This window comes from Nostoc sp. CALU 546 (assembly GCF_048836525.1).
The window spans coordinates 1-20,817 of the sequence record NZ_JAWJTF010000121.1 but is presented as its reverse complement, the minus strand read 5'-3'; the positions used below and the strand labels follow the sequence as shown (position 1 = coordinate 20,817).

15 protein-coding genes are annotated in these 20,817 nt (G+C 40.5%); 3 read left to right on the top strand and 12 right to left on the bottom strand.

All coding sequences use genetic code 11. The annotated features are described in order from the left end of the window. Window positions 1-29 precede the first annotated feature (29 nt). From RRG12_RS36595 to RRG12_RS36540, 12 genes are all read right to left on the bottom strand, one after another. Window positions 30-992: a hydrogenase small subunit gene (locus RRG12_RS36595; RefSeq protein WP_069069749.1), complete on the bottom strand. Its 963-nt coding sequence runs from the start codon at window positions 990-992 to the stop codon at window positions 30-32. Window positions 993-1,630: 638 nt separating this feature from the next. Next, entirely contained in the window at window positions 1,631-2,494 is an 864-nt protein-coding gene (locus RRG12_RS36590; RefSeq protein ID WP_420762578.1) for a DUF928 domain-containing protein, read from the bottom strand. Window positions 2,495-2,721: 227 nt separating this feature from the next. Then, window positions 2,722-5,082 carry a CHASE2 domain-containing protein gene (locus RRG12_RS36585; protein WP_420762577.1) on the bottom strand — a complete coding sequence of 787 codons (2,361 nt, stop codon included), beginning with the start codon at window positions 5,080-5,082 and terminating at the stop codon, window positions 2,722-2,724. 97 nt (window positions 5,083-5,179) lie between these two features. After that, window positions 5,180-6,064 carry an Rpn family recombination-promoting nuclease/putative transposase gene (locus RRG12_RS36580; protein WP_420762576.1) on the bottom strand — a complete coding sequence of 295 codons (885 nt, stop codon included), beginning with the start codon at window positions 6,062-6,064 and terminating at the stop codon, window positions 5,180-5,182. 18 nt (window positions 6,065-6,082) lie between these two features. Then, complete coding sequence (locus tag RRG12_RS36575) at window positions 6,083-8,815, bottom strand: filamentous hemagglutinin N-terminal domain-containing protein (protein WP_420762575.1); 2,733 nt, start codon at window positions 8,813-8,815, stop codon at window positions 6,083-6,085. A gap of 122 nt (window positions 8,816-8,937) precedes the next feature. Then, window positions 8,938-9,735: a hypothetical protein gene (locus RRG12_RS36570; RefSeq protein ID WP_420762574.1), complete on the bottom strand. Its 798-nt coding sequence runs from the start codon at window positions 9,733-9,735 to the stop codon at window positions 8,938-8,940. A 296-nt stretch (window positions 9,736-10,031) separates the two neighbouring features. Then, window positions 10,032-11,540 (bottom strand): biotin/lipoyl-binding protein, encoded by a 1,509-nt coding sequence (locus RRG12_RS36565; protein WP_420762573.1) that lies wholly within the window; start codon window positions 11,538-11,540, stop codon window positions 10,032-10,034. Between the two features lie 20 nt (window positions 11,541-11,560). Further along, a complete protein-coding gene (locus RRG12_RS36560) occupies window positions 11,561-13,789 on the bottom strand; it encodes a peptidase domain-containing ABC transporter (RefSeq protein ID WP_420762572.1) in 2,229 nt (742 codons plus the stop codon). Window positions 13,790-13,886: 97 nt separating this feature from the next. Next, window positions 13,887-14,093, bottom strand: coding sequence for a hypothetical protein (locus RRG12_RS36555; protein WP_420762571.1), 207 nt, complete (start codon window positions 14,091-14,093; stop codon window positions 13,887-13,889). A gap of 111 nt (window positions 14,094-14,204) precedes the next feature. Beyond that, on the bottom strand, window positions 14,205-14,393 hold the full coding sequence (locus RRG12_RS36550) for a hypothetical protein (RefSeq protein ID WP_420762570.1): 189 nt from the start codon (window positions 14,391-14,393) through the stop codon (window positions 14,205-14,207). Between the two features lie 57 nt (window positions 14,394-14,450). Continuing rightward, window positions 14,451-15,476, bottom strand: coding sequence for a radical SAM/SPASM domain-containing protein (locus RRG12_RS36545; protein WP_420762569.1), 1,026 nt, complete (start codon window positions 15,474-15,476; stop codon window positions 14,451-14,453). Window positions 15,477-15,692: 216 nt separating this feature from the next. After that, a complete protein-coding gene (locus RRG12_RS36540; RefSeq protein WP_420762568.1) occupies window positions 15,693-15,887 on the bottom strand; it encodes a hypothetical protein in 195 nt (64 codons plus the stop codon). 224 nt (window positions 15,888-16,111) lie between these two features. Between RRG12_RS36540 and RRG12_RS36535 the strand changes: the two genes are divergently transcribed. The 3 genes from RRG12_RS36535 to RRG12_RS36525 all read left to right on the top strand — a co-directional run. Beyond that, the gene (locus RRG12_RS36535) at window positions 16,112-17,278 is read left to right on the top strand and encodes a sigma-70 family RNA polymerase sigma factor (RefSeq protein WP_420762567.1); all 1,167 of its coding nucleotides are present in this window, start codon (window positions 16,112-16,114) and stop codon (window positions 17,276-17,278) included. 19 nt (window positions 17,279-17,297) lie between these two features. Beyond that, window positions 17,298-18,455, top strand: a complete 1,158-nt coding sequence (locus tag RRG12_RS36530) for a DUF1822 family protein (RefSeq protein WP_420762566.1) — start codon at window positions 17,298-17,300, stop codon at window positions 18,453-18,455. Window positions 18,456-18,557: 102 nt separating this feature from the next. Then, window positions 18,558-20,817: CHAT domain-containing protein (locus tag RRG12_RS36525; protein ID WP_420762565.1), on the top strand; the 2,260-nt coding region annotated here is incomplete at its 3' end.

Below are 20,817 nucleotides of genomic sequence, written 5' to 3'. Positions count from 1 at the left end.
ACTAATGACCAATGACAAATGACAAATGACTAAACTGTAAAAAAGTCTTCTTCTGCCCAAGGTGGTGCTGCGTCTTTGGCGACCATTGTGAGTAAGGCGTAGTCTTTTTTGTTCACCCCTGGCGGTAATTCTTTGGGAACTCCCATTACTGTTTGGGTTTTAAATACGGTTCCCGGTTTAAGGTCAAAGAAGGGAAATTCTGGTTCTGTGCAACCTAAACAAGGCATTCCGGCACGAGTTTTGGATGAGACGCGGTTCCATAAGATGCGGTTGCAGGAAGAATGAGTCATGGGGCCGCGACAACCCAAGTCATAAAATAGACAGCCTTTGCGCTGACCAAATTCGGCGGTTGAGGCTTTGTAGGCAAAGTGGACGTTGCGGGTACAACCTGTTTGGGTATAGGTGTTAAAGAAGGTTTGGGGACGATTTAGTTCGTCGAAAGCAATGTCTGCTATGCGTCCAGTAGCGATCGCAACTAATATCTGCGTAATCCAGTCGGGATGGGCGGGACATCCGGGAATATTAATTACAGGTAATCCGGCTTGTGAGAGAAAATCTTTCCCTAAAAAGCCGCCTTCTTGACGTTTGAGAAATTGCAAACCTTCTGATTCGCTGGGGTTGGGTGACATGGCGGGAATTCCTCCCCAGGTTGCACAGTCTCCCACAGCAACGATAAATTTAGCAACTTTGGCGAGGTCTGCTAACCAATCTTTCATGGCGCGATCGGCAAAACGATTCCATTCGCCAGTACCGTTGGGGGCGTTGACAACACTGCCTTCAAATACCAAGATATCTAGGGGAATTGTGCCAGAAATGCAATCCCGCAGCAGTTTTTGTAAATTGTTGCCTAGTTCCACTCCCAAGGAGGGATGCCAAAGTAAGTTGATACCAAAATCGGCAATCAAATCACATACTGTCGGTTCTTCAGCGTTGAGAAATGACATGGTGTTGCCTGAACAAGCACCACCTTGTAGCCATAGTACGTTAGTCATCGGCTATGCGTTTTTCTATTGTTTCCCATGCATGATGTAGGTGATAATGCTTGTCGAGTTTCACCTGTTTATCAATATTTGTTTTTCAATACTAAGATATTTTTTTCTTTAATTCGCTTTCATTAAAAAAGAATTAATCATTAACAATAACTGAAATTCCATCAATATTAATTTAAAGGTTTATGTCTGCTAAATGTGTTACAAAATTAGCAGATAGAACAACCACAAGCTTGGAATAATGCTGTACTTTCTGCGCTAACACACCCTACGTATATTCCAAAAATCCAACAGGAGTTTTAGAGGATATTTGAAAAGTCATCTTGTCGGTATCAAATATTTTCGATCCCCCTAAATCCCCTGATAAATTGAGGGACTTTGATTCCGGTTTCCACCTTTTGAAGCTACGGTGACACAAGTTGACTTACCCCCCTTAATCCCCCCAATGCATTGGGGGGAAACAAGAAATCCAGTTCCCTCCCCTTGTAAAGGGGAGGGTTAGGGTGGGGTAAAACCCTTGTTAATCAGCTATTTCAGACTTGTGTGCCTTTTGAAGGGGGGTTAGGGGGGATCGAAAAGTGCCTAAATATTACACCAAACCACTTTTCTACTATTATTCGTTGGATTGATGAAATTATTGCTTACTTTGATGATGGCACTGTGGGAAGAAAACTTTGCGATTTACTGAAATTCTTATTATTCAAAATGGGTTCGCAACAATTAATCACTGGTTGATTAGCTATTGCTTCTAAGCCAACTGAATGAAGCAAAGTTGTCCAGTTTGCTAGTAAAGTCTCATTTTGGGGATTTTTATTGCGTAATTCTGCCAAACTCACGATAGCATCATACCAAACACCATTTGCAGTATATAGCGTTGCTTTTTGTTGGGGTGTTGCTTGTTTTAGTTGTTCTGTTAATGTTGAATTTTGGTTAACTCTTTGCACCCAGCCATCTGCATAATCCAGTTTCGTCGGTTGTTTTTGGTCGCATTGAACCCGCACTTTAAAAAACCAGTGATACATTTTTCCTACCTGCAATGAACCTTGATTTTGGGGATAATGAACGGTAATAATTCCTGGTGATTTTGGTGGTGTCAAATAAGTTCGGTATAAAGTTTGGCTTTTGTTATTAGTTTCCTCTTGCAAAACAAACTCTATGTTGGCTATAGATGATGCATTATAGGGAACAAAAAATAAGAAATAAGGATGTTCAGCGCTTGTCAAACCCCAAACTTGAGTGATGGAAACATCCGCTTCCTTACCTTGTTTAAGAGTTTGTTGATAGGTCGGTACTAAGGCTGTTACCGTTTGATTAGCTGCATCGCATCCACGGCTTGCAGCCCCACCTCTAGAACCTGCGGCACTTCGGTCTGGTGGTGGTGGCGGTGGGATAAATTTGACTGAGGACAGATGATTATTAACTGGTAACGCCTGGAGTTGCAGAGGGTAGGATATATTGCTAGTGAATGCTATCACCAAGGCTATGGTTAATTGAAGGTTTTTCATAATTCGTTGTTAAGCAAAAAGATATTTTTATGATTGTTTGATAGATTTTATAAGAAGAATTCAGAACTCAGGAATCAGAAAACAGCTATGAATTCTGTACGAGTAGGTGACGAATATTGGTTAAAAGCGAGTGTTTAGTGGGCGAAAAAAATTAAAATATTCTCACCTTAAAACTCTATCTCTTTATGGGTAGAGTATTCTGAATTCTGTTAGCGGTAGCGGGGCGTTTAGCCCATTCTGAATTCTGACTCCTGTTTTATAACAGCTAAGAAGATAACAGCACTACCTCCTAAAGCGATCGCCGCAGGTACAAAGGGAAGCCAATAACTGTATAGTATTAATAATATCAGGCAAGAACTGTATAAACTCAGGAATGCCACCCCCATTCCCAAGGCTAAATAAGCGAGTTGTCGCAGATAAGCTGCAAGCAAACCCCCCGTAATCGCCCAACCCCAAAGCCAAATCACTTCACCCCATACATCCCAAGTTGATAAAAGAGGCCGCCCATCTAAAGCCGCACTCAATAACTGACTTACCATCTGTGCTTGTAAAAAAACTCCTGCTATTTCCTGTGGTTTGCCTTGAGAGGAAGCGTAGGGAGTGAATGAATAATCACGAAAACTTTCGGCTGTTGTACCAATTAAAACTATCCGGTCTTTGACTGCATCGGCTTTGAGTTTACCAGCCAATGCTTCTTGTAGGGTAATACGAGGTGCGATCGCTTCTAAGTTCACAAAAGAGCGATAATTGAGTAAAATTTGGTGTCCCAATGCATCAATCCCTTGGTAGCCTCCGGTATGAGCCTCAATTGGTTTTAAGGTCAGCTTGCCTAATTGCCAAGCACCATCAGGGCTAAATTGTAACTTAATTCCTTTTGCATATAAATAACGTAATGTCAACTGCACATTTAAGGCATAAGGTGCAGTACAGGGAGATGAGGGAGGGGGAGTTAACGCCAACAGATGCCGCCGCACCACATTATCAGCATCGATGACGATATCACTAAAGCCGAGAGCGTTGGGAGAAATTTCTGGTGGTGGTTTGATGCCTGGTTTGCTAGTTTGGGGGTTACTAACTTGACATACTGCCACAAAGCGATCGCTTTTTCTCATTCGTTCTGCCAACTTTGGATAAGCTGGCTGTACAGCATAATCTCGGTATATATCCAAACCAATCACCCGTGGTTGATATGCCTCTAATTTTGCCAATAATTTATCTAGAGCCTCATCTGATAAAGACCCTCGTCGATTGGGAGATTGGGATTGTACATCTTCTTCAGTAACCGTAATTACCAGTATGCGAGAATCTGGTTTTTCCTGGGGACGCAGACGTAGCAGATGGTCAAACGCCATTAACTCCCATGATTGCAGTAAACCAAAATACCGTACTCCCATTAACAATGGTGTGATAACTATGCAAGCAAGCATAAACGCAGACAAAGCTTGTCGTAGGTTGATACCTCCCCTAATTGGGGTTTTGGGTATGGATGTTATCTGCTGACTATTCTGGTTGACGTGCAATTCTCGCCACAGCAGAGGTATCGTTGCGGGATTTTGATAAATTACAGGCAACCAAGTAGCACAGGGAAATTGAGTTTCTAGTCCTTGCAACCGTTCCCGCGCTTCTCTGACTGCGATATATAAAGATTTACCACGAGCAAAAGCTTCTAAAAAATACTTCAGAAATTCTTGCGCCACCCTATCAGGAACCGGTTCTCGCATGACGATGATTTGGGGTATATGCAAATCTGCAAACTCCCGCGCCAAACCCAAACCATCACAGGAGTTAAAAATTGCCAAATGTAAACCTCGTTCTACCGCTTTTCGCAAGCCATATTTTAATTGACTAATTGTCAAGCTTTCTGTTTGATTAATATAAATTTTCCCTTCATTACCGCTTCCATCAGTAGCACTATGTCCGGCGAAAAACAAAATCTGCCAGTCTTGTTCCCATAGCTGGTCAGTGAGGTCTTTACCTGATGGCTCCACTAGGAAGGTAGTATTGGCATGAGGTAATTCTTTCAAAAGCTGACTGTCTGTTTGGATATCAATTCCTTGACTATTACCCAAAATTGCTAAAACTTTCACCTGCGATTGAGGGGGTGAGTTGCGGCTAACTTGTTCATAACTAGGCGCACTCAAAGCTATTTCGGCTTTGGGATAACGTTCTAATAAATCCCACAAATGCCAAGGAAGTTTTTGCAATCTCAGGTCATTAGTTTGGAGGAGTACGCGGATATGGTCTTCCGGTAGAAGTTTTTCCAGCCATTTTTCGCGGATAGTCCGAAAAGTAGTGGATGATAGCCAGCTATTTAAGTGAAATCTCAAAGTATCCGCCGCTTTTTCGCAATCTTCCAAAGAAGGAGTTTGTGTTGATTGCTTAGGAATACCAATAGGGCGACCAGTAAATTTGAGTTTACAGTAAATAGACTGCCATTGATGGTAGCAAAGAACAATTTCTGGGTCTGGCGGTAGTTCGCCACTAATTTCTACAATTGGTCGGACATTTTCATCACCAATTTGCAGGGTTACAGGAAATCCTGCCTCAAAACTGCCTGTGCCTAACTTTAAAACTACTAACTTCCCCAATGTCAGTACTCCAGATATGGCGACGTAACTTACTTTAGTACAAGATGTTACGCTACTATATACGACTGTTATCAGGGTCTATGCAGTGAATGAGCCGTCAACAAGCTTCTAACCACGACTGCAAATCAGCCATACTGGTAAAATCTAACAGTGCTTCACTCAAATCTTCAAGAATAGGCAAAGGTAAACCAGAGATTACGGAGCGCATTTCTGGGGAAATTTCTCCAAATCGCTTCGTTATCTGTCGCACAATTAAATTGACTGTTGCTTCTTCGCGTCCTTTTTCACGTCCTTCTTCGCGCCCTTCTTCACGTCCTTCTTCACGTCCTTCTTCTTTAATTTCTCGGTAAACTCGCGTTTCCTTGAGAGTTATCCCCAGCATTGTTTCCACCTCTGTTCTACTTAATTCTTCAAACTTGTACACCATGATTGTGGTGATTATCTCTATTATGGCGCGACTCGTGGGGGATGATACTTCCTGACGAGTTTTAGTTAACAAATACCTTGCTGCTTCTGGTGCTTGTTCTTCCTGTACTGTAGTTAATACCATCAGTGCTACCCAAACAGGTAAGGTACGAATATCGCCCAATTCATCCAAATAAACTCGATGTAATTGTCCGCCATTCAGGAATGAGCGATGGGGATTAATATCACTTTGCTCGATACTACGAGATGGGTAAATTATCACTGCTTGCCAATCGCTAAATCTGTCACGATTGCGGTAAAAATACAGTGAGGACTCAGCCAATACCCGTTCATATAGCCTTTCATCTTTTTGAAATTGGACTTCGCAGAAATACACAACTCCTGCACCTGCATTTTCCGGTGGAAGAAATACACCGTCAATTTCAAATTTGGGTTCTTTGACTGCTACTGAATCAAATCGATAGGTGGCTGCATTTGTTGGCGGATTTGTCAATAATTCAAATAAAAGAGTGGGATATTGTTGAAATAGTTTGTAAAAAATCGAGTCTCGCCGCATGAAAAATTCCCATTTTACTTAGAAACAACTACTACTAGAGACAGACAAACCACGAGGGTTAATATTTGGGACTTCAGCTACTAGAGATACATTACCGTTTTTATCGATAATCCAGCCTTGCGCCTCGACTATTTTAGGTGGGGAAGATGGCAGAATTTCATTAATCACATTACTATTTTGATCAGTATTTATTGCATCTAATGTTATCCATCGTGCTGTAGATACTTCACCTTGGAATGGTTCTATCGGACTGCGGGCAATTCCTCCCCGTCCTGTTACGGTGAAGGAACTACGTCTAGCGGAACTACCGGGGTTACAACTAGAGACAATTTGTTGTGACGCATCCGTTAAATTGTCAGGTAATTGTACCAAACCGCGACTAGGGTCTACATCAGGTGTATTAACTGTGACTGTACCTGTTAAGCCAAACTGAGAACTAGCATCAATATCATTGGTGTTATTTAGCGGTGTTGATGGGCGTTGTGCTAGACCAAAAATACTCTGAGCATTAATGTTAATATTGCCACCTTTTCCTTGAAAAGCATTGGCGACAATATCATTATTTTGATTGGAAGAAGCAATAACAAAGCCGTCAGGTGCGTCAATAGTGACGTTACCTCCACTAGCATTATTGAAAGCTTGGGCAGAAATCAGACTTTGATTTTGCAAGAATAACAATTCTACGTTTTCTAATTTGATATTTGCACCTTCACCAGCATTGGTTTCTGCGGTGAGTTTTCCTTGGTTTAGGCGAATTGTGTTGGCATTTGCAGTTAAGTTCCCCGCTGCACCTGTACCTGTGGCGCTGACGGTGATTTCTCCTCCCTCACGGACATTCAAAATTGGTGTGTTGACAAATAAACTTCCAGCTCTACCGCTTCCTTGAGCTTCGGAAAATAAGGTACTGGGTATTTCTTCAGCGCCAATGGTTCCAGTACCAATCACATCTACAGACTCGGTAGCATTGACAGTCAAAGTTCCGCCTGAACCATCACTAAATGAGCCAGCCCTGACTTCCCCCCCATTGCGAATTAGCAATTGTCTCACGTTTATATTGGCAATACCTCCCTGAGCGGAACCAAAGTTGTCTGCTGAGATTCTGGCTCCATTTTCAACAGTCAGGGTATTAGTGGTAATGTTTAACTCTCCAGCATCGCGGGTAGCTCCTGGTTCAGCGGAAACGAGAATGTTACTTCTGCTAGAATCATCCGCGATCGCAGCTGTTCCACTCACTAAAATAGAATCAGTAGCATTGATAGTTAAAACTCCCCCTTTTCCACCACTGCGTGCTGACGTGGAAATCTGCGCCCCACCCAAAACATTTAACTTTTGAGTGTTAATAATTAAATTGCCACCATCTCCTGTAGCACCCTCTTCAACTTGAGCAAATAAACCACTACCGATTAAATCATCTGGGGTTCTTCCGTTAACAGTTATAGACTCAGATGCTATAACTCTCAATTCCCCAGCATTACCTCCAGCAAAAGTAGCTGCTGAAATCTGTGCGCCTCCTTGAACTAGCAGATTTGCAGTCTCAATGGTTAATACTCCACCATTACCTGTAGCTCCTGATGCTACTGTGGCAAATAATCCACTGATTTTATTAAAAAAAGGTGAATACCCTGTAAGTTCAATAGAATCGAAAGCTTTGACCGATAAATTTATACCTCTACCTGTACCATAGGTAGCAGTTGAAACCTGTGCCCCTCCTTGCACAATTAAACGTGGAGTTTCAATTGTCAGAGTCTTTCCTTCACCTGTAACGTCCCTACTAACTTGATTAAAAATACCTGTTGGGAAAAAATCTTCTGTCGTCCCAATTAACTCTAATTGTTCTGAAGCGCGGATATTGAAATTAGCTGCTTGTCCATCAAAACTAGCTTGAGAACTCACTTGACTACCTTCAGTAATAGTAATGCCTCTTCCCTGCATCTGAATATCAGCACCAAGGAAATCGCTAGAACCAACAAAGGCTGCTTTAGAGAGGGTGATGTCTTGAAAATTTTGCACACCCTCATAACCGAAAACCCAACCTTTATCTGTAGGTGTAAGGTTGACAAAACTGTTACTGGAGACACTGCCTAACTCAATTCTTCCTCCTGGTGTTGTTAAAAAACCCTCATCTAAAGCTACTTCGCCACCAATCAGTGCTAAGGTTTTGGCTGAAGGTACTTGCAAACCAACAGGATTGTCAGATGGATCTAATGCGATCGCTTGATTAATAATTTTTCCTGGTACTTCTCCAAAACCTAAACCCACAGGCACATTGATAGTCAGTAGAGGGTTAATCTGCGTTGGTGTAGCTAAAAATTCTGAGTCATCAGCAAATTTAATTCTATTGGCTGTAGTCGCAATAAATGAGCCACCAACATTGAGAGTAGCGTTATAGCCAAAAACAATTCCATTCGGGTTTATTAAGAATAAGTTCGCTGTATCATTGGTACGGATTAATCCATCAATGATAGATTGAGATTGACCTGTAACACGGCTAATAATATTCTGTATATTTGCGGGGTTTTGAAAATGTGCAATGCCATTTGTAGGAATGGAAAATTCCTCAAAGCTATGAAATAGATTGTTGCCAACCGTCGTACCACCTGTAATTTCACAATTTGTGCAATTTAGTGGAACGATGGAGTTATTAAGTAAAGTTTGATCTGGAATTATCTGCGCTGTAGTTGGTGTAGAGGTTAGTGAATAAAATATAAAACCCCAATTGAGTAGAGAGAATTTAGCAACAAAATTTTTCATAAGCTATAAAATGAAATTTTTGCATAATTGATTTTATATTTAATTGGTTTTAAATTTATGTAAAAATAACAGCCAGAAATATCATCAGTAAATTCTGACTGTTCAGTTTATTGATATTTACTTTATCTAGTGATGATTTGATTGGGATTAAACTTACGTTTTAGCAGGTAAAGTGTACCAAAGGCTGCTAGAGCTAATAGACTGGATATTGCATTACTCTTTTCAGGGACTGCTTGAGGATTAATAACTCCCTGTTTAACGATATAACTTTCATTAAGAGTGCTGTCAGAAATGTCACCTACAAGCAGATTTAGATCGGGATTGGGAGGACGGACACCATCTAGCAAATTATTATTTAATATATATGTTAAATCATTGACAGCTTTATCGAGGTCGATAGGATCGGGCAGAGGTGCAAAAGTTTTACCAGGGTTTTCTGGATCTAAAATAAAATTGATGTAGGGTAAAGGATCTCCATATTCTTCAAAAATACTATATCGAATATAGTTTCTAGTATCTGAACCTACAATCAACTCCGCCAACAAATCTCCAACAGAAAATTTTGTTTCTAGTTTTTTAAATGGAGTTTCCAAAATAGGATGACCATCTGCATCATACTGTTCGGACATTAATGAATTTTCGATACCAGGAAGCTTGCCAGATCCAAGCTCATAGTCTGTAATTGCACTTTTAAAAAGACCAATTTTGTCTTCATCTACAGGTAGATCATCTAGTGCCGTATCAACTATTATATTTCCTGATTCATCTGTATCAAATAGTTTGAATTGATAAATTATTGAAGTTTCATCAACGCCCATTCCACTATGTTGATGACCAGAGCTTCTTTGAGCTGCTGCTGGTTGCATAAATGCTGATGTCACAATCATACTAGCCGTTGTTAAAGCCATGATTAATTTCATTAGTTTATCTCCAATCGTGATGTGAATTAAATTTATTGTTTGGTGGTTAAAATGCTAATTAAGACAGGATTAAATCTATCAAAATTAATTACATATTCTTTTGTCTTAAGTAATTTAGTCCCAATTAAACCATATAACGCCGTGTATATACTATACTTACATGATTTGTTTATGAAAATTTACAGCTAATTATGAATATTTATGCTGTTTCTTGGGTGCAGACGTATCCACGTTTTTTACACACACATATAATTTTGTTACAAAAGGGGTTCAGCAAAAGCTCTAATATCAACACCTTACAAATCTGCAATTAACCTCGCTTTCCTGAGCAAGAATTTCAGGACTGTCTCTTCACGGGAAATAATATCAGCCCTTCCCTGCATTCCCGGTTGAATAGTACACTGATGGTTGCTCTTACCTAAGAACAAGCTTTCTGGAAGGATCGTCACTTCGTAGAAAGAACTCGCGCCACCCTGCATAGAAATAGAAGCATTGGCGACTGTGGACACCAGCTGATTGCCTTGAGATTTGATCGTATCTTCAGAAATTTGACTGACAATACCTTTAAGAGTACCGTAGTCGGGATAGGGACAGGCAGAAACCCGCATTTGTACTTTTTGACCTTTTGCCAACTTGCTAACATCATCAGGGGAGACGGCGGCTTTAATTACTAAGGGAGCATTGCTAGGGACAATTAGAGCAATTTCCTCACCCAGACGCACCGATTGACCGGAGTTTCGGAGATTTAGTTGAGAGAGAATCCCGTCTTCGGTGACTAGAATCTTAGTTTGGCTAAGATCGCTTTCTACTTGTTGTAGTTCTCTGGTGTCACGCTGGATCTGATTTTTCATTTGAATCCTCTGCTGGAACAAAGCTTCCCATTCTCGATTGAGGATGGCGAGAGTGGCTTGACCGCTAGCACTTTCTTGGGCAATAGTCTCTTTAGCGATCGCAACTTCAGCATTACTGGGATTGAGAGCAGCTTGAGCGCGTTGTAATTTTGCCCGCACTGCTGCTACAGCTTGTTCTTGCTGGGCAATAATTTGCTGTTGCGCTTCAACATTAGCCCGTCGCACCTCAACTGCTTGTTTTTGTTGGACGACATCTAACTGCACTTCTTCTAATTGATTCAGAGATAAAGCTCCCGCTTGAACCACCTTTTGATAGCGATCGCGTTTGGCTTGAGCGGCGCTCATCGCCGCCTCTGTTGACTGGAGGTTAGCATGAGATGAACGCAGATCCACCTGTGCTTGATACCATTCATTTTGCGCTCTTTTTAAGTTCGCCTCGGCTTCTTCTACTTCCGCTTTGGCAGTAATTTGCTGATCTCGATAATTGCGTTGGGCGCGATTGAGTGAAGCTTGAGCCGAAGTCACCACACGGTTTTTCCGCTCGGTTTCCGCTTTAATTTGACGATTCAAAGCTTGAACTTGAGCATCGATTTGCAATAGTTGCAGTTGCGTCTGCTGGATGTTGCTTTGCAGTTGGCTTTTTTGAGTTTGCAGACGGGAATCATCGATAGTAGCCAGCACGTCTCCCTTTTTCACTGCTTGATTTTCTTTAAAAAAGACGTTTGTTACCTGACCTTCCGTAGCTGCTTGTACGAGCCGTAATTCTCCCGTAGGGCGGACACTCGCCTGTCCTTTAACGGTTACTTTATATTCGATCATAGAAGATAGTGCGATCGCTCCGCCAACACCAGCGACGAGTACCAAACTGCCTAATCTCGCCCAATTACCAATCGGCGGGAGAAATTCATTGCTTTCAACTGGGGGCAGAGAGTCTGCGTTAATCTGGTTAAGCATGACAGTTTTTTTGGTAAAGATTAGCGAATGCTAGTTGAGGAACTTCCATTCAGATAAAAGTTGGCAAGATTTTTGGCGAAACCATTGACTCTCGATAAATCAACACCGTCGAGAAAGTCTAGATGCTCGCCAGGTTGATGACACAGAACTTCTGGAGAACCTTGAATTTTTAGTTGTCCTTTTTCCAGCATGACAATCCAATCAGCTTGCTGGATGACTTTGGGGCGGTGACTAATCAAAATAGTGGTTTGACCTTGGCGGTGAGTTAGCAACTGGTTTAACACTTCGGCTTCACTAACCGGGTCGAGAGCGCCAGTAGATTCATCTAAAATCAGCACTGGCGGGTTATTAACAATCGCTCTCGCAATGGCTAATCTCTGCCGTTGTCCACCAGAAAGATTAGCACCAAATTCTCCTAAGACTGTTTGATATTTGTCAGGGAGGTTGCTGATAAACTCGTCAGCCCCAGCAATCTGGCAAGCTTGCACAATCTGCTCAAAGGTAATGTAAGGCGAACCTAAATGGAAGTTTTCCATAATCGACCGACTCCAAAAGTGCGCGTCTTGAGGAACTAGAACCACTTGTTGACGGAGACAGTCTAGAGAAAGGTCTTCTAGGTTATAAATACCAAAGCGAATATTGCCAGACTGGAGCTGGTATAAACCTGCAATCAATTTAGCCAAAGTGCTTTTACCGCAGCCAGATTTGCCGATTAGGGCAATCACCTTGCCACCAGGAATAGTTAGAGAGAAATCTTGCAACAGTTCAACTCTGCCTGCATGATGAAAGTTGAGGTTGGTACAAGTGATGTCTGCGTTGCTCTGAATTTTTACCCAAGGCTTTTGGCTATTATCTAGAGTTTCTGGGGTAGCGTCAATAACTTCGGTGAGACGTTGGGTAGCAGTTTTGGCACGAGTGAATTCATCAACAAAGTTGATAGTGGTTTCAATAAAGCTAGTAAAGTTGCCATTCATGCTATTAAATGCCAGGAGCATCCCAATAGATAATTCCTGACTAATCACTAGAGTGCTGCCAAACCAGAGTAAAGCGATGCTACCGATGCTGGATACTAAGTTTGAGAAGATGCCGTTGACAATACCAATTTGAATAGTACGGAAGGTAAGGTTAGCAAGGCGACTAAATCGACTCTGAAATTCTTCCCAGAATTGCGGAGCGGCAGCAGTAGTTTTTAGGGTGATAGCACCTTTGAAAGTTTCCACCAAAACGCCTTGATTTTCGGCTGATAAGACCAAAACACTGCGAATTTTTTGCTGGAGGGTGGGTAAGAAAATTACTGTAGAGAGAGTCATTAAAAGAGCGATCGCACCAGCTAATACTGTGAGTTTTATACTATAAAACAGCATCAAGCTTAAGGAAACTAAGGCGATAAACAACTGGCTAGGCAGATTCACAACAGCTTGAGAAATTAACTGGTTAATTTGTTGAATATCTTCTAGGCGACTGACAATTTCGCCACTGCGACGGGATTCATAATAACTTAAAGGTAAGCGGAGAATTTGTCGTCCGAATTCAAAAATTAATCCTAGTTGTAGACGTTGTGCAAAGTGAGCGACGAGATTTGATTGCGCTAGTCGCAGGCTACTGCTAACTAGGTGCATGACGATGACGGCAATGGCAACGCTCGTCAGAAGTTGGGTGTCTCCACGAACTAGCACGTCATCGGTGAGAATTTGTAATAAGAAGGGAGAGGCGAGGGAAAGTAAACCTAAAACCGAGTTGAGTAATAAAGTTTGAGCAAGAATGGCACGATAAGGCCAAACACGCCGCAGAAATCCTCCAAAACCACCAATTTTTTCTTGTTCATCTTCCTGAGTAAAAAAGCGGACTGGATCTGGTTCTAGGAGGAGCATTACCCCGTTTGTCCATGCTTCTAGAAACGACTTTTTTTCCAGATAACGAATACCTGAGCCAGGGTCAGCAACAACGTATTTATTGCCCTGTTTGCCATATAAAACTACCCAATGATAACCTTTCCAGTGGATGATTGCTGGGAGAGGAATGGCTTTTTGATTAATGGCTTCTAGAGGTACTTTTACTGCCCGTGTATTGAAACCAAGGGCTTCAGCTCCTCGCTTCAAGCCTAGTAATGTAGTTCCTTGTTGTCCGGTTCCTACAGTTTCTCTAATACGATTAATGGTGAAGGTTTTGCCGTAATATTTGCTAATCGTTGCTAGACTGGCAGCACCACAGTCTTCCTCACTATGTTGTTTAACAATTTGATAACTCATTTTATCTATCAGAGAGGAGGAAATAAAGCCCAGTTAAAAGCCTGGGCTTAATGAAGTAACTAAAAATTTGATTTACAGTTTTTCGCTAGGAACTATTCTAGTCGCCAAAAACTGCATCATATGCAGCGGAAGCTGCATCATATACAGAGTAAGCTGCTAAAGCAATTGTTTTGTTCTTCCAAGCCCATTTAGCACCTTTGATAATTCCCCCAACAATTCCTCCGCCTTGAATCATTTCCTGTTCTGCTAAAGTTAGTTCTTCGATGGCAAAATTATCTGAGATCATTACATCGTAGTTAGACATGATTTTTTCCTTGTTTTTATGAGTTGAACTAGATTTATTTTTTGGGTAATTATAGAGCTAATTCGATAGCTCACTAATTCCAACTACTAATCAATTAGAATTAGCTATAAGCTATTTATCTAATGCTGCTTGAACAGCCTTATACCCTGCTATAGCAGCACCTATTCCAGCAGCAGTGATTGCCCCAATAGCCTTGACAGCAAACTTAATTGCTCCGCCGCCTTGAATCATTTCCTGTTCTGTTAAAGTTAGTTCTTCAATTGCAAGATTTTCAGCGTTGATGACATTATACTTAGACATTATTTTCTCCTAATTTAGTGTTGGTTGAAAGATGTATTTTGGACTTTGTGTTCATTTCTATGAAGCAAGAACAGGGATGTCAAATTTTTCTGCATGGCGCACCATTGCTTCATGCCAGTTAATCACCGGAAATTCAGTAGGAATTGTCTCTTTTTCGTAAACTTGCTGGCACAGTTTTATAAAATCACATGATTTTTCTCGATACCATTGATGAGCAAGTTCAGTTAATGATGCCTCCTTCAGATTTCCTAGAGCGTATTTTCTGGCAAATCCATGTTGAACAGGAACGAGCATCCCATCTGCTTCAATAATCAGTGGCGAAACAATTTCTGCTAGGGAAAAATTAGCTTGATCCTTGGATAAACTATCCACAAAAAAGCTGCTGGGATTTAAACGCAAGGCTTCTTGGTGAACTAAATCAATTTGAACATAAAGTTGATCGCCTAACTTTTTACGAAGCTTCATAACTTCTAAATAAACATAGGCTGAGATGCTTGCACTTGGTGTCATTCCAGCTAAATTTTGTTTGGCACGTCCTACCGCTTCTAAAGGATGAATCTGTAATAACGAAGCTCCTTGTTCTAAGGCAAAATTAGCTACCCAATCTAAATGACGAAAGTTTTCATGGCTGATGGTGAAAATAAACCCAAAAGGAATGCCAGATTGACGAATCCCTTCTAGTCTTCCATTCATCATCTCGAAAGCCTGTTTATTTCCTCTCATTTGATTATGAAAGTCAGGCATCCCATCTAAACTAATAGCTAGAATATCAAGCACACCCTTAAACTTTTCAATTGTTTGCTCGTTTATGAGCATTCCATTGGAAGCAATGGCTGTGTTCATTTTGCACTGATGAGCATGGTTGAGTAGCTCTAACAAAGGTTGATAGAGAATAGGTTCACCACCAGAAAAACTGACGGTTTTATATCCTTCAATGCTGGCATCGGTGATTGCCTGTCGCAGAAGTGCAACATCGAGTTGATCTTTTTCGTTAGGACTAGAAGCCGAATAACAGTGGAGACAGCGTAAATTACACCGCCTAGTTGGATGAATTTGTAAAATAGGATTTGTATTTAGTGTCATCTCACGCTACTCCAATAACTTAAAAAGAAACAAAACCTGGTTTAGCTCCGAAAGTTCAGCATCATAAATATGTTCAATAGTTTGAATTAAAATACGGTTCGGTTAACCAAAACTCTCAATTTTTAGAATTATCAAAGCTTGATAATTACATTCTATTATTGAGAATAATGTCAATTATCAACCTTGTCCGAACCGTATTAGTTTGAATCAGACTATTTATTTACTAAATTTCTTGAAGTCCGGAGCGACAATACCGATAGTCGGAGGCCAGACAATACCGATGGTGGGAGGGAATAGAATGGTGAATTTTCTAAGAACATCATTTGGAAGTGCCTGAAATCCACCTTTAACATTTTCTAATTCTTCAGGGGTTAATTCTTGCAAGAATTTGTTTTCGTTAAGATTATCCATCTTGTCTTTTTCCTTGATTTAAGTGATGATTTTCAGAAACAAACCTTGGCTTTCAGAAATTTAACTGTGCTTTGGTCGCTCTGTACCTCTCTACGATGGCTTTGAATGTTTATGCAACCTAGTGGGAAAATTTTTTACAAAATCTGGAAAATGCCTGGAACGCTATGTATTACAATTAGTTAGCAATTTGTAAACTTTAAATTTTTTATACTCACAAAGTTTTTATGCAACCCCGACAGGGCATTATTGAAATCTTCTCGACCTTTGTGCAGTTTGATGCAGATAGGTTCAATGTTTGGGCAACAGATAGCAAACTAAAGCGAAGTATCAAAAAATGCTTAGAACAATACCCGCAACAGACATCTGAGAGTTTTTGGGTGCTTTACTGGTACAAAATCTGGCAAATAGAATCTAGCCCTCTAGCAGTGGGGCATATTTCGGCTTATTTGCAAGAGGTATGCTACTGGGCTGCTAGAAAAATAGCCGTAAACTTTATCAGTCAATTTTCTATTGCTGATTGTTTTCAGATTGCGATTCCCTGTATTTATAAAATTCTCAAAAATTTTAATCCGGAATACAGTACAAATTTAAAAACCTATGCAGAATATGCTTTTGAACGTTTCCTCAAAGATTCATTACGTCTAACAAAGGAAGCAGATATATGCACAGATTGGGCGTTACTGCATAAAATTAGCCGGAAGCGGTTGGTAAATTCCTTAGAAAATGCTGGTCTTAATAGTCAAATTATCAATAATTACGTCTTAGCTTGGGAATGTTTTAAAGAACTCTACACCAGTGATAGTCAAACTATTCGTCAGTTGGGAAAACCGAGTACCATCACATGGCAAGCTATTACTCAGCTTTACAATAGACAAACCTTGAGCCAACTGACTTCAGAAACTTTGGAAAAATGGCTGAGTACCTGCGCTAAAGCGGTACGAGACTTTCTTTATCCCAAGTTTGTGTCTGTAGATGCTCCTATTAATGGACAAGAATCAGGTAATTTGTTGGATATATTACCCGCAGATTTACCAGCATCCTTACTTACCGAAATCATCGCCGAGGAAGAATCTACAACTAGACAAACACAACAAGAACAATTAAACCAAGTTTTGATGGCTGCTTTAGCAGCATTAGATATTCAGGCTCAAAAATTAATCCAAGCTTATTATCAGCAAAAGCTGACTCAACAACAAATCGCCCAACAGCTAGAAATTAAGCAATATACAGTCTCTCGCCGTCTTACCAGTATCAAACGCTCATTACTCACTACCCTATCGCAGTGGAGTATTGATAGTTTGCATATCTCCCCTACACCCGTCGTACTGGATGCTATTAGTAAAAGTCTAGAAGAATGGCTTAACAATTACTATACCCACCCCCACCTTTAAAGTAGAACCTCTTGAGATTATGTTTGATGCTTCCCTTGCTTTCGCTGTTGATAATGATTTGGTGCTAGAAATGATTCAGACATTGCCAAATATAGAATATAACTACTCTACCTCTGGTGGTTATCAGCGTGCTTGGCTCAATCAAATCTGTTTGAGTACATTTTTAGCTTGGCTGCAAGAGGAAATTACACCGAATGTTAGAGTGCATCCCAACACAGCAGCCTTACCGAGTTTTTGGGAAGTAGTCAATGGTACAGCTATAAGTTTTGATAACTCTCGTTTGGTTTTACTTCCTACCTTAGCGATGGATGTGGATGAGTTGCGTGTACCTCAAGAATGGGTGGATATTCCAGAATGGGTGGCGGATTATTACTTAGCGGTGCAAGTAAATCCTGATGAGGAGTGGATTAGAATTTTGGGCTATACAACTCATCAACAATTAAAAACTTTAGGGGTTTATGATGAGAGCGATCGCACTTACAGTTTAGAATCTGATCATTTAATCGCAGACTTGAATGTACTTTGGGTAACTCGCCAATTGTATCCGGAAGAAATCAGACGTGCGTCGATTCCTCCCCTACAACCTTTACCCCAAACCCAAGCAGCCAATTTACTCCAAAGATTAAGTAATGCAGATATCAAATTCCCCCGCTTAGAAATCCCTTTTTCTCTTTGGGGAGGATTAATCGCTCATGGCGGTTGGCGACAACGCTTGTATGAATTGCGCCAAGGAATTGTCCAACCAGCATCAATTGGGGAATGGCTGCAAGCAGGTGTATCAAATTTTGCTCAACAACTCGGCTGGGAACGACGACAATTTACAGCCTTACCTTCAGGGATGAGGAGTCTAGAAAGTCAAGGGTCTATTCTCGGTTTATCTCGACAAATCTTAGTAGCTGGTAATACTTATGAATTACGGGTTTTCCCTAAAAGCAACCCAGAAGAACAAATTTGGCGTTTTGAATTACGCAATACAAACCCAGAAGATATGATTCCTGTAGGGTTTCAACTTAGACTGCTGACGGAAGACTTACAACCATTTCCTAATAATGAAGATATAGCAGCAACGCCTGTAGAAGAATTATATGTGGAGGTGATGTTAGAACCCGGTGAAGGGTTAGTTTGGGAAGTCACACCTTTACCAGCAGAATATGAGCGCGAAATTTTACGTTTTTAGTTGTAAGGGGCTTGTTCTGTGTGACTCCGTGGTTTAATTAACGACGGAGGCATGGAGACACAGAAAAAAGTGAAGAAGATTATTAATTTTTGTTTACTACTTGTGTTAACTGTACTCTTATGTGTTCTGCTGAGTCCAGCGATCGCAAGCATTTCTCAAACGAGAATAATTAATCAAGATTCACAATCACAAATTCTCAAAAGCCAAAGATTATATGAAACTGGTAGATTTGCTGAGGCGGTGCAAGTTTTACAGCAAGCAGTCCAAGCATATCAACAGCAGGGAGATACTTTAAAACAATCCGTGGCTTTGAGTAATCTATCTCTAGCTTATCAACAACTTGGTGATTGGCAACAAGCTCAAATTGCTATTACCAATAGTTTAGATTTACAAGGCTTTAAATCACAAGGTAAAACTAATAAAAATTTAGCAGTTTTAGCTCAAACTTTAGATATTCAAGGACGCTTACAACTCTTGACAGGTAAGCCAGAAGCATCTCTGACTACTTGGGAACAGACTGAAGATATTTACACCAAGCTGGGAGATAAAAACGGTATTGCTTTGGCACTACTTTATCAAGCTCAAGCATTAAGAAATCGAGGGTTTAATCAGCAAGCTATTAAAAGACTAGAAGAGGTAAATCAAACCTTAGCATCTCAAGGTGATTCTTTGGCAAAGGCAGCAGTTTTACTTTCCCTTGGTGATACATTAGAAAATGTAGGGGAATTAGAAAAATCTCGGCTGGCTTTAGAACAAAGTTTAGCAATTTATCAAAATTTAAAGTTACCAGAAAATATTGCTTCAAGTCTGCTTAGTTTAGGTAATAATGCTCGGAATCAACAAAAAATTCCCCAAGCGATCGCATTTTATCAACAAACATTTGATACATCAACTTCACCCCTCATAAAAATTCAAGCAAAACTCAATCATCTCAATTTACTAATTGAGGAAAAACAATTCACAGCAACACAAACCTTAATTCCAGAAATTCAATCTCTACTTGCACAACTTCCACCCTCACGCCCATCGATTTACGCCCGGATTAACTTTGCTCACAGTTTGTCTATTTTAAATACTCCCAAATCCCAAATTGCTCAACTCCTGGCTACAGCTGTACAACAAGCCCGGAGTTTGGATGATATCCGGGCCGAAGCCTATGCTTTAGGGAATTTGGGTAATTTGTATGAAAAAACCCAACAATTTGCTGAGGCTATTAACCTCACACAACAGGCTTTGATATTGGCGCAAACCAGTAACGCACCAGAAATTACTTATTTGTGGCAATGGCAAATGGGTAGATTATTAAAAGCCCAAGGTAATTTTACCAGAGCGATCGCAGCTTATGATGCAACTGTAGAAACATTAGAGTCACTGCGTACTGACTTAGTAGCAGTCAATCAGGATATACAGTTTAATTTCCGAGATAATGTAGAGCCAGTTTATCGTGAGTCGGTGGTTTTGTTGCTGCAAAATTCTGGAGAAAAACCCGACATTAAAACATTAGATAAAGCTAGAACACGTATAGAGGCGTTACAGTTAGCAGAACTAGATAACTTTTTCCGAGAAGCTTGTTTAGAAGGACAAAAGGTACTTTTAGATCAAGTAGTAGACAAAGAAAATCCCAACACTGCCATACTTTATCCAATTATTCTGCCAGAACAACTACAAGTAATTGTTAAAATTCCTCAGCAACCACTGCGTCATTATACAGTTAACAAATCTCAGGTTGAAGTTGAGCGTACCTTGGCAGAAATGCGGGAATATATTTTAGAACCAGATAGAACGGAAGAAGTACAAACCCTTTCCCAAGAAGTCTATAACTGGTTAATTAAACCTATTGAATCTGATTTAGCTACAAGTAAAGTTAATACTCTGGTATTCGTGCTAGATGGAGCCTTAAAAAATATACCCTTAGCTGCTCTTTACGATGGGGAGAAATATTTAGTAGAAAAATATGCTGTTGCTCTCAGTTTAGGGCTTCAGCTATTAGCACCCAGACCTCTAGCTCAAACACCATTGACAGTACTTGCTGCTGGTTTAGTGCAACCCCCGGCGGAGTTTCCAAAATTCTCACCCTTACCAGGAGTCAAGTTAGAGTTCGACCTGATTTCTCAAACCGGAGCATCTACCACAAAATTACTAGATAAAGATTTTACCAGTAGCACTCTAGAAAAAAATGTAAATACTGTTCCTTTTAATGTCTTACATTTGGCAACTCACGGACAATTTAGTTCTCGCCCGGAAGATACTTTCATTTTAGCCAATGATGGTTCTATCAATGTTTTACAGTTCGATAACTTACTTCGCAGTCAGAGTGACACTAGTAGCCAAATTTTAGAATTATTAGTTTTGAGTGCTTGTC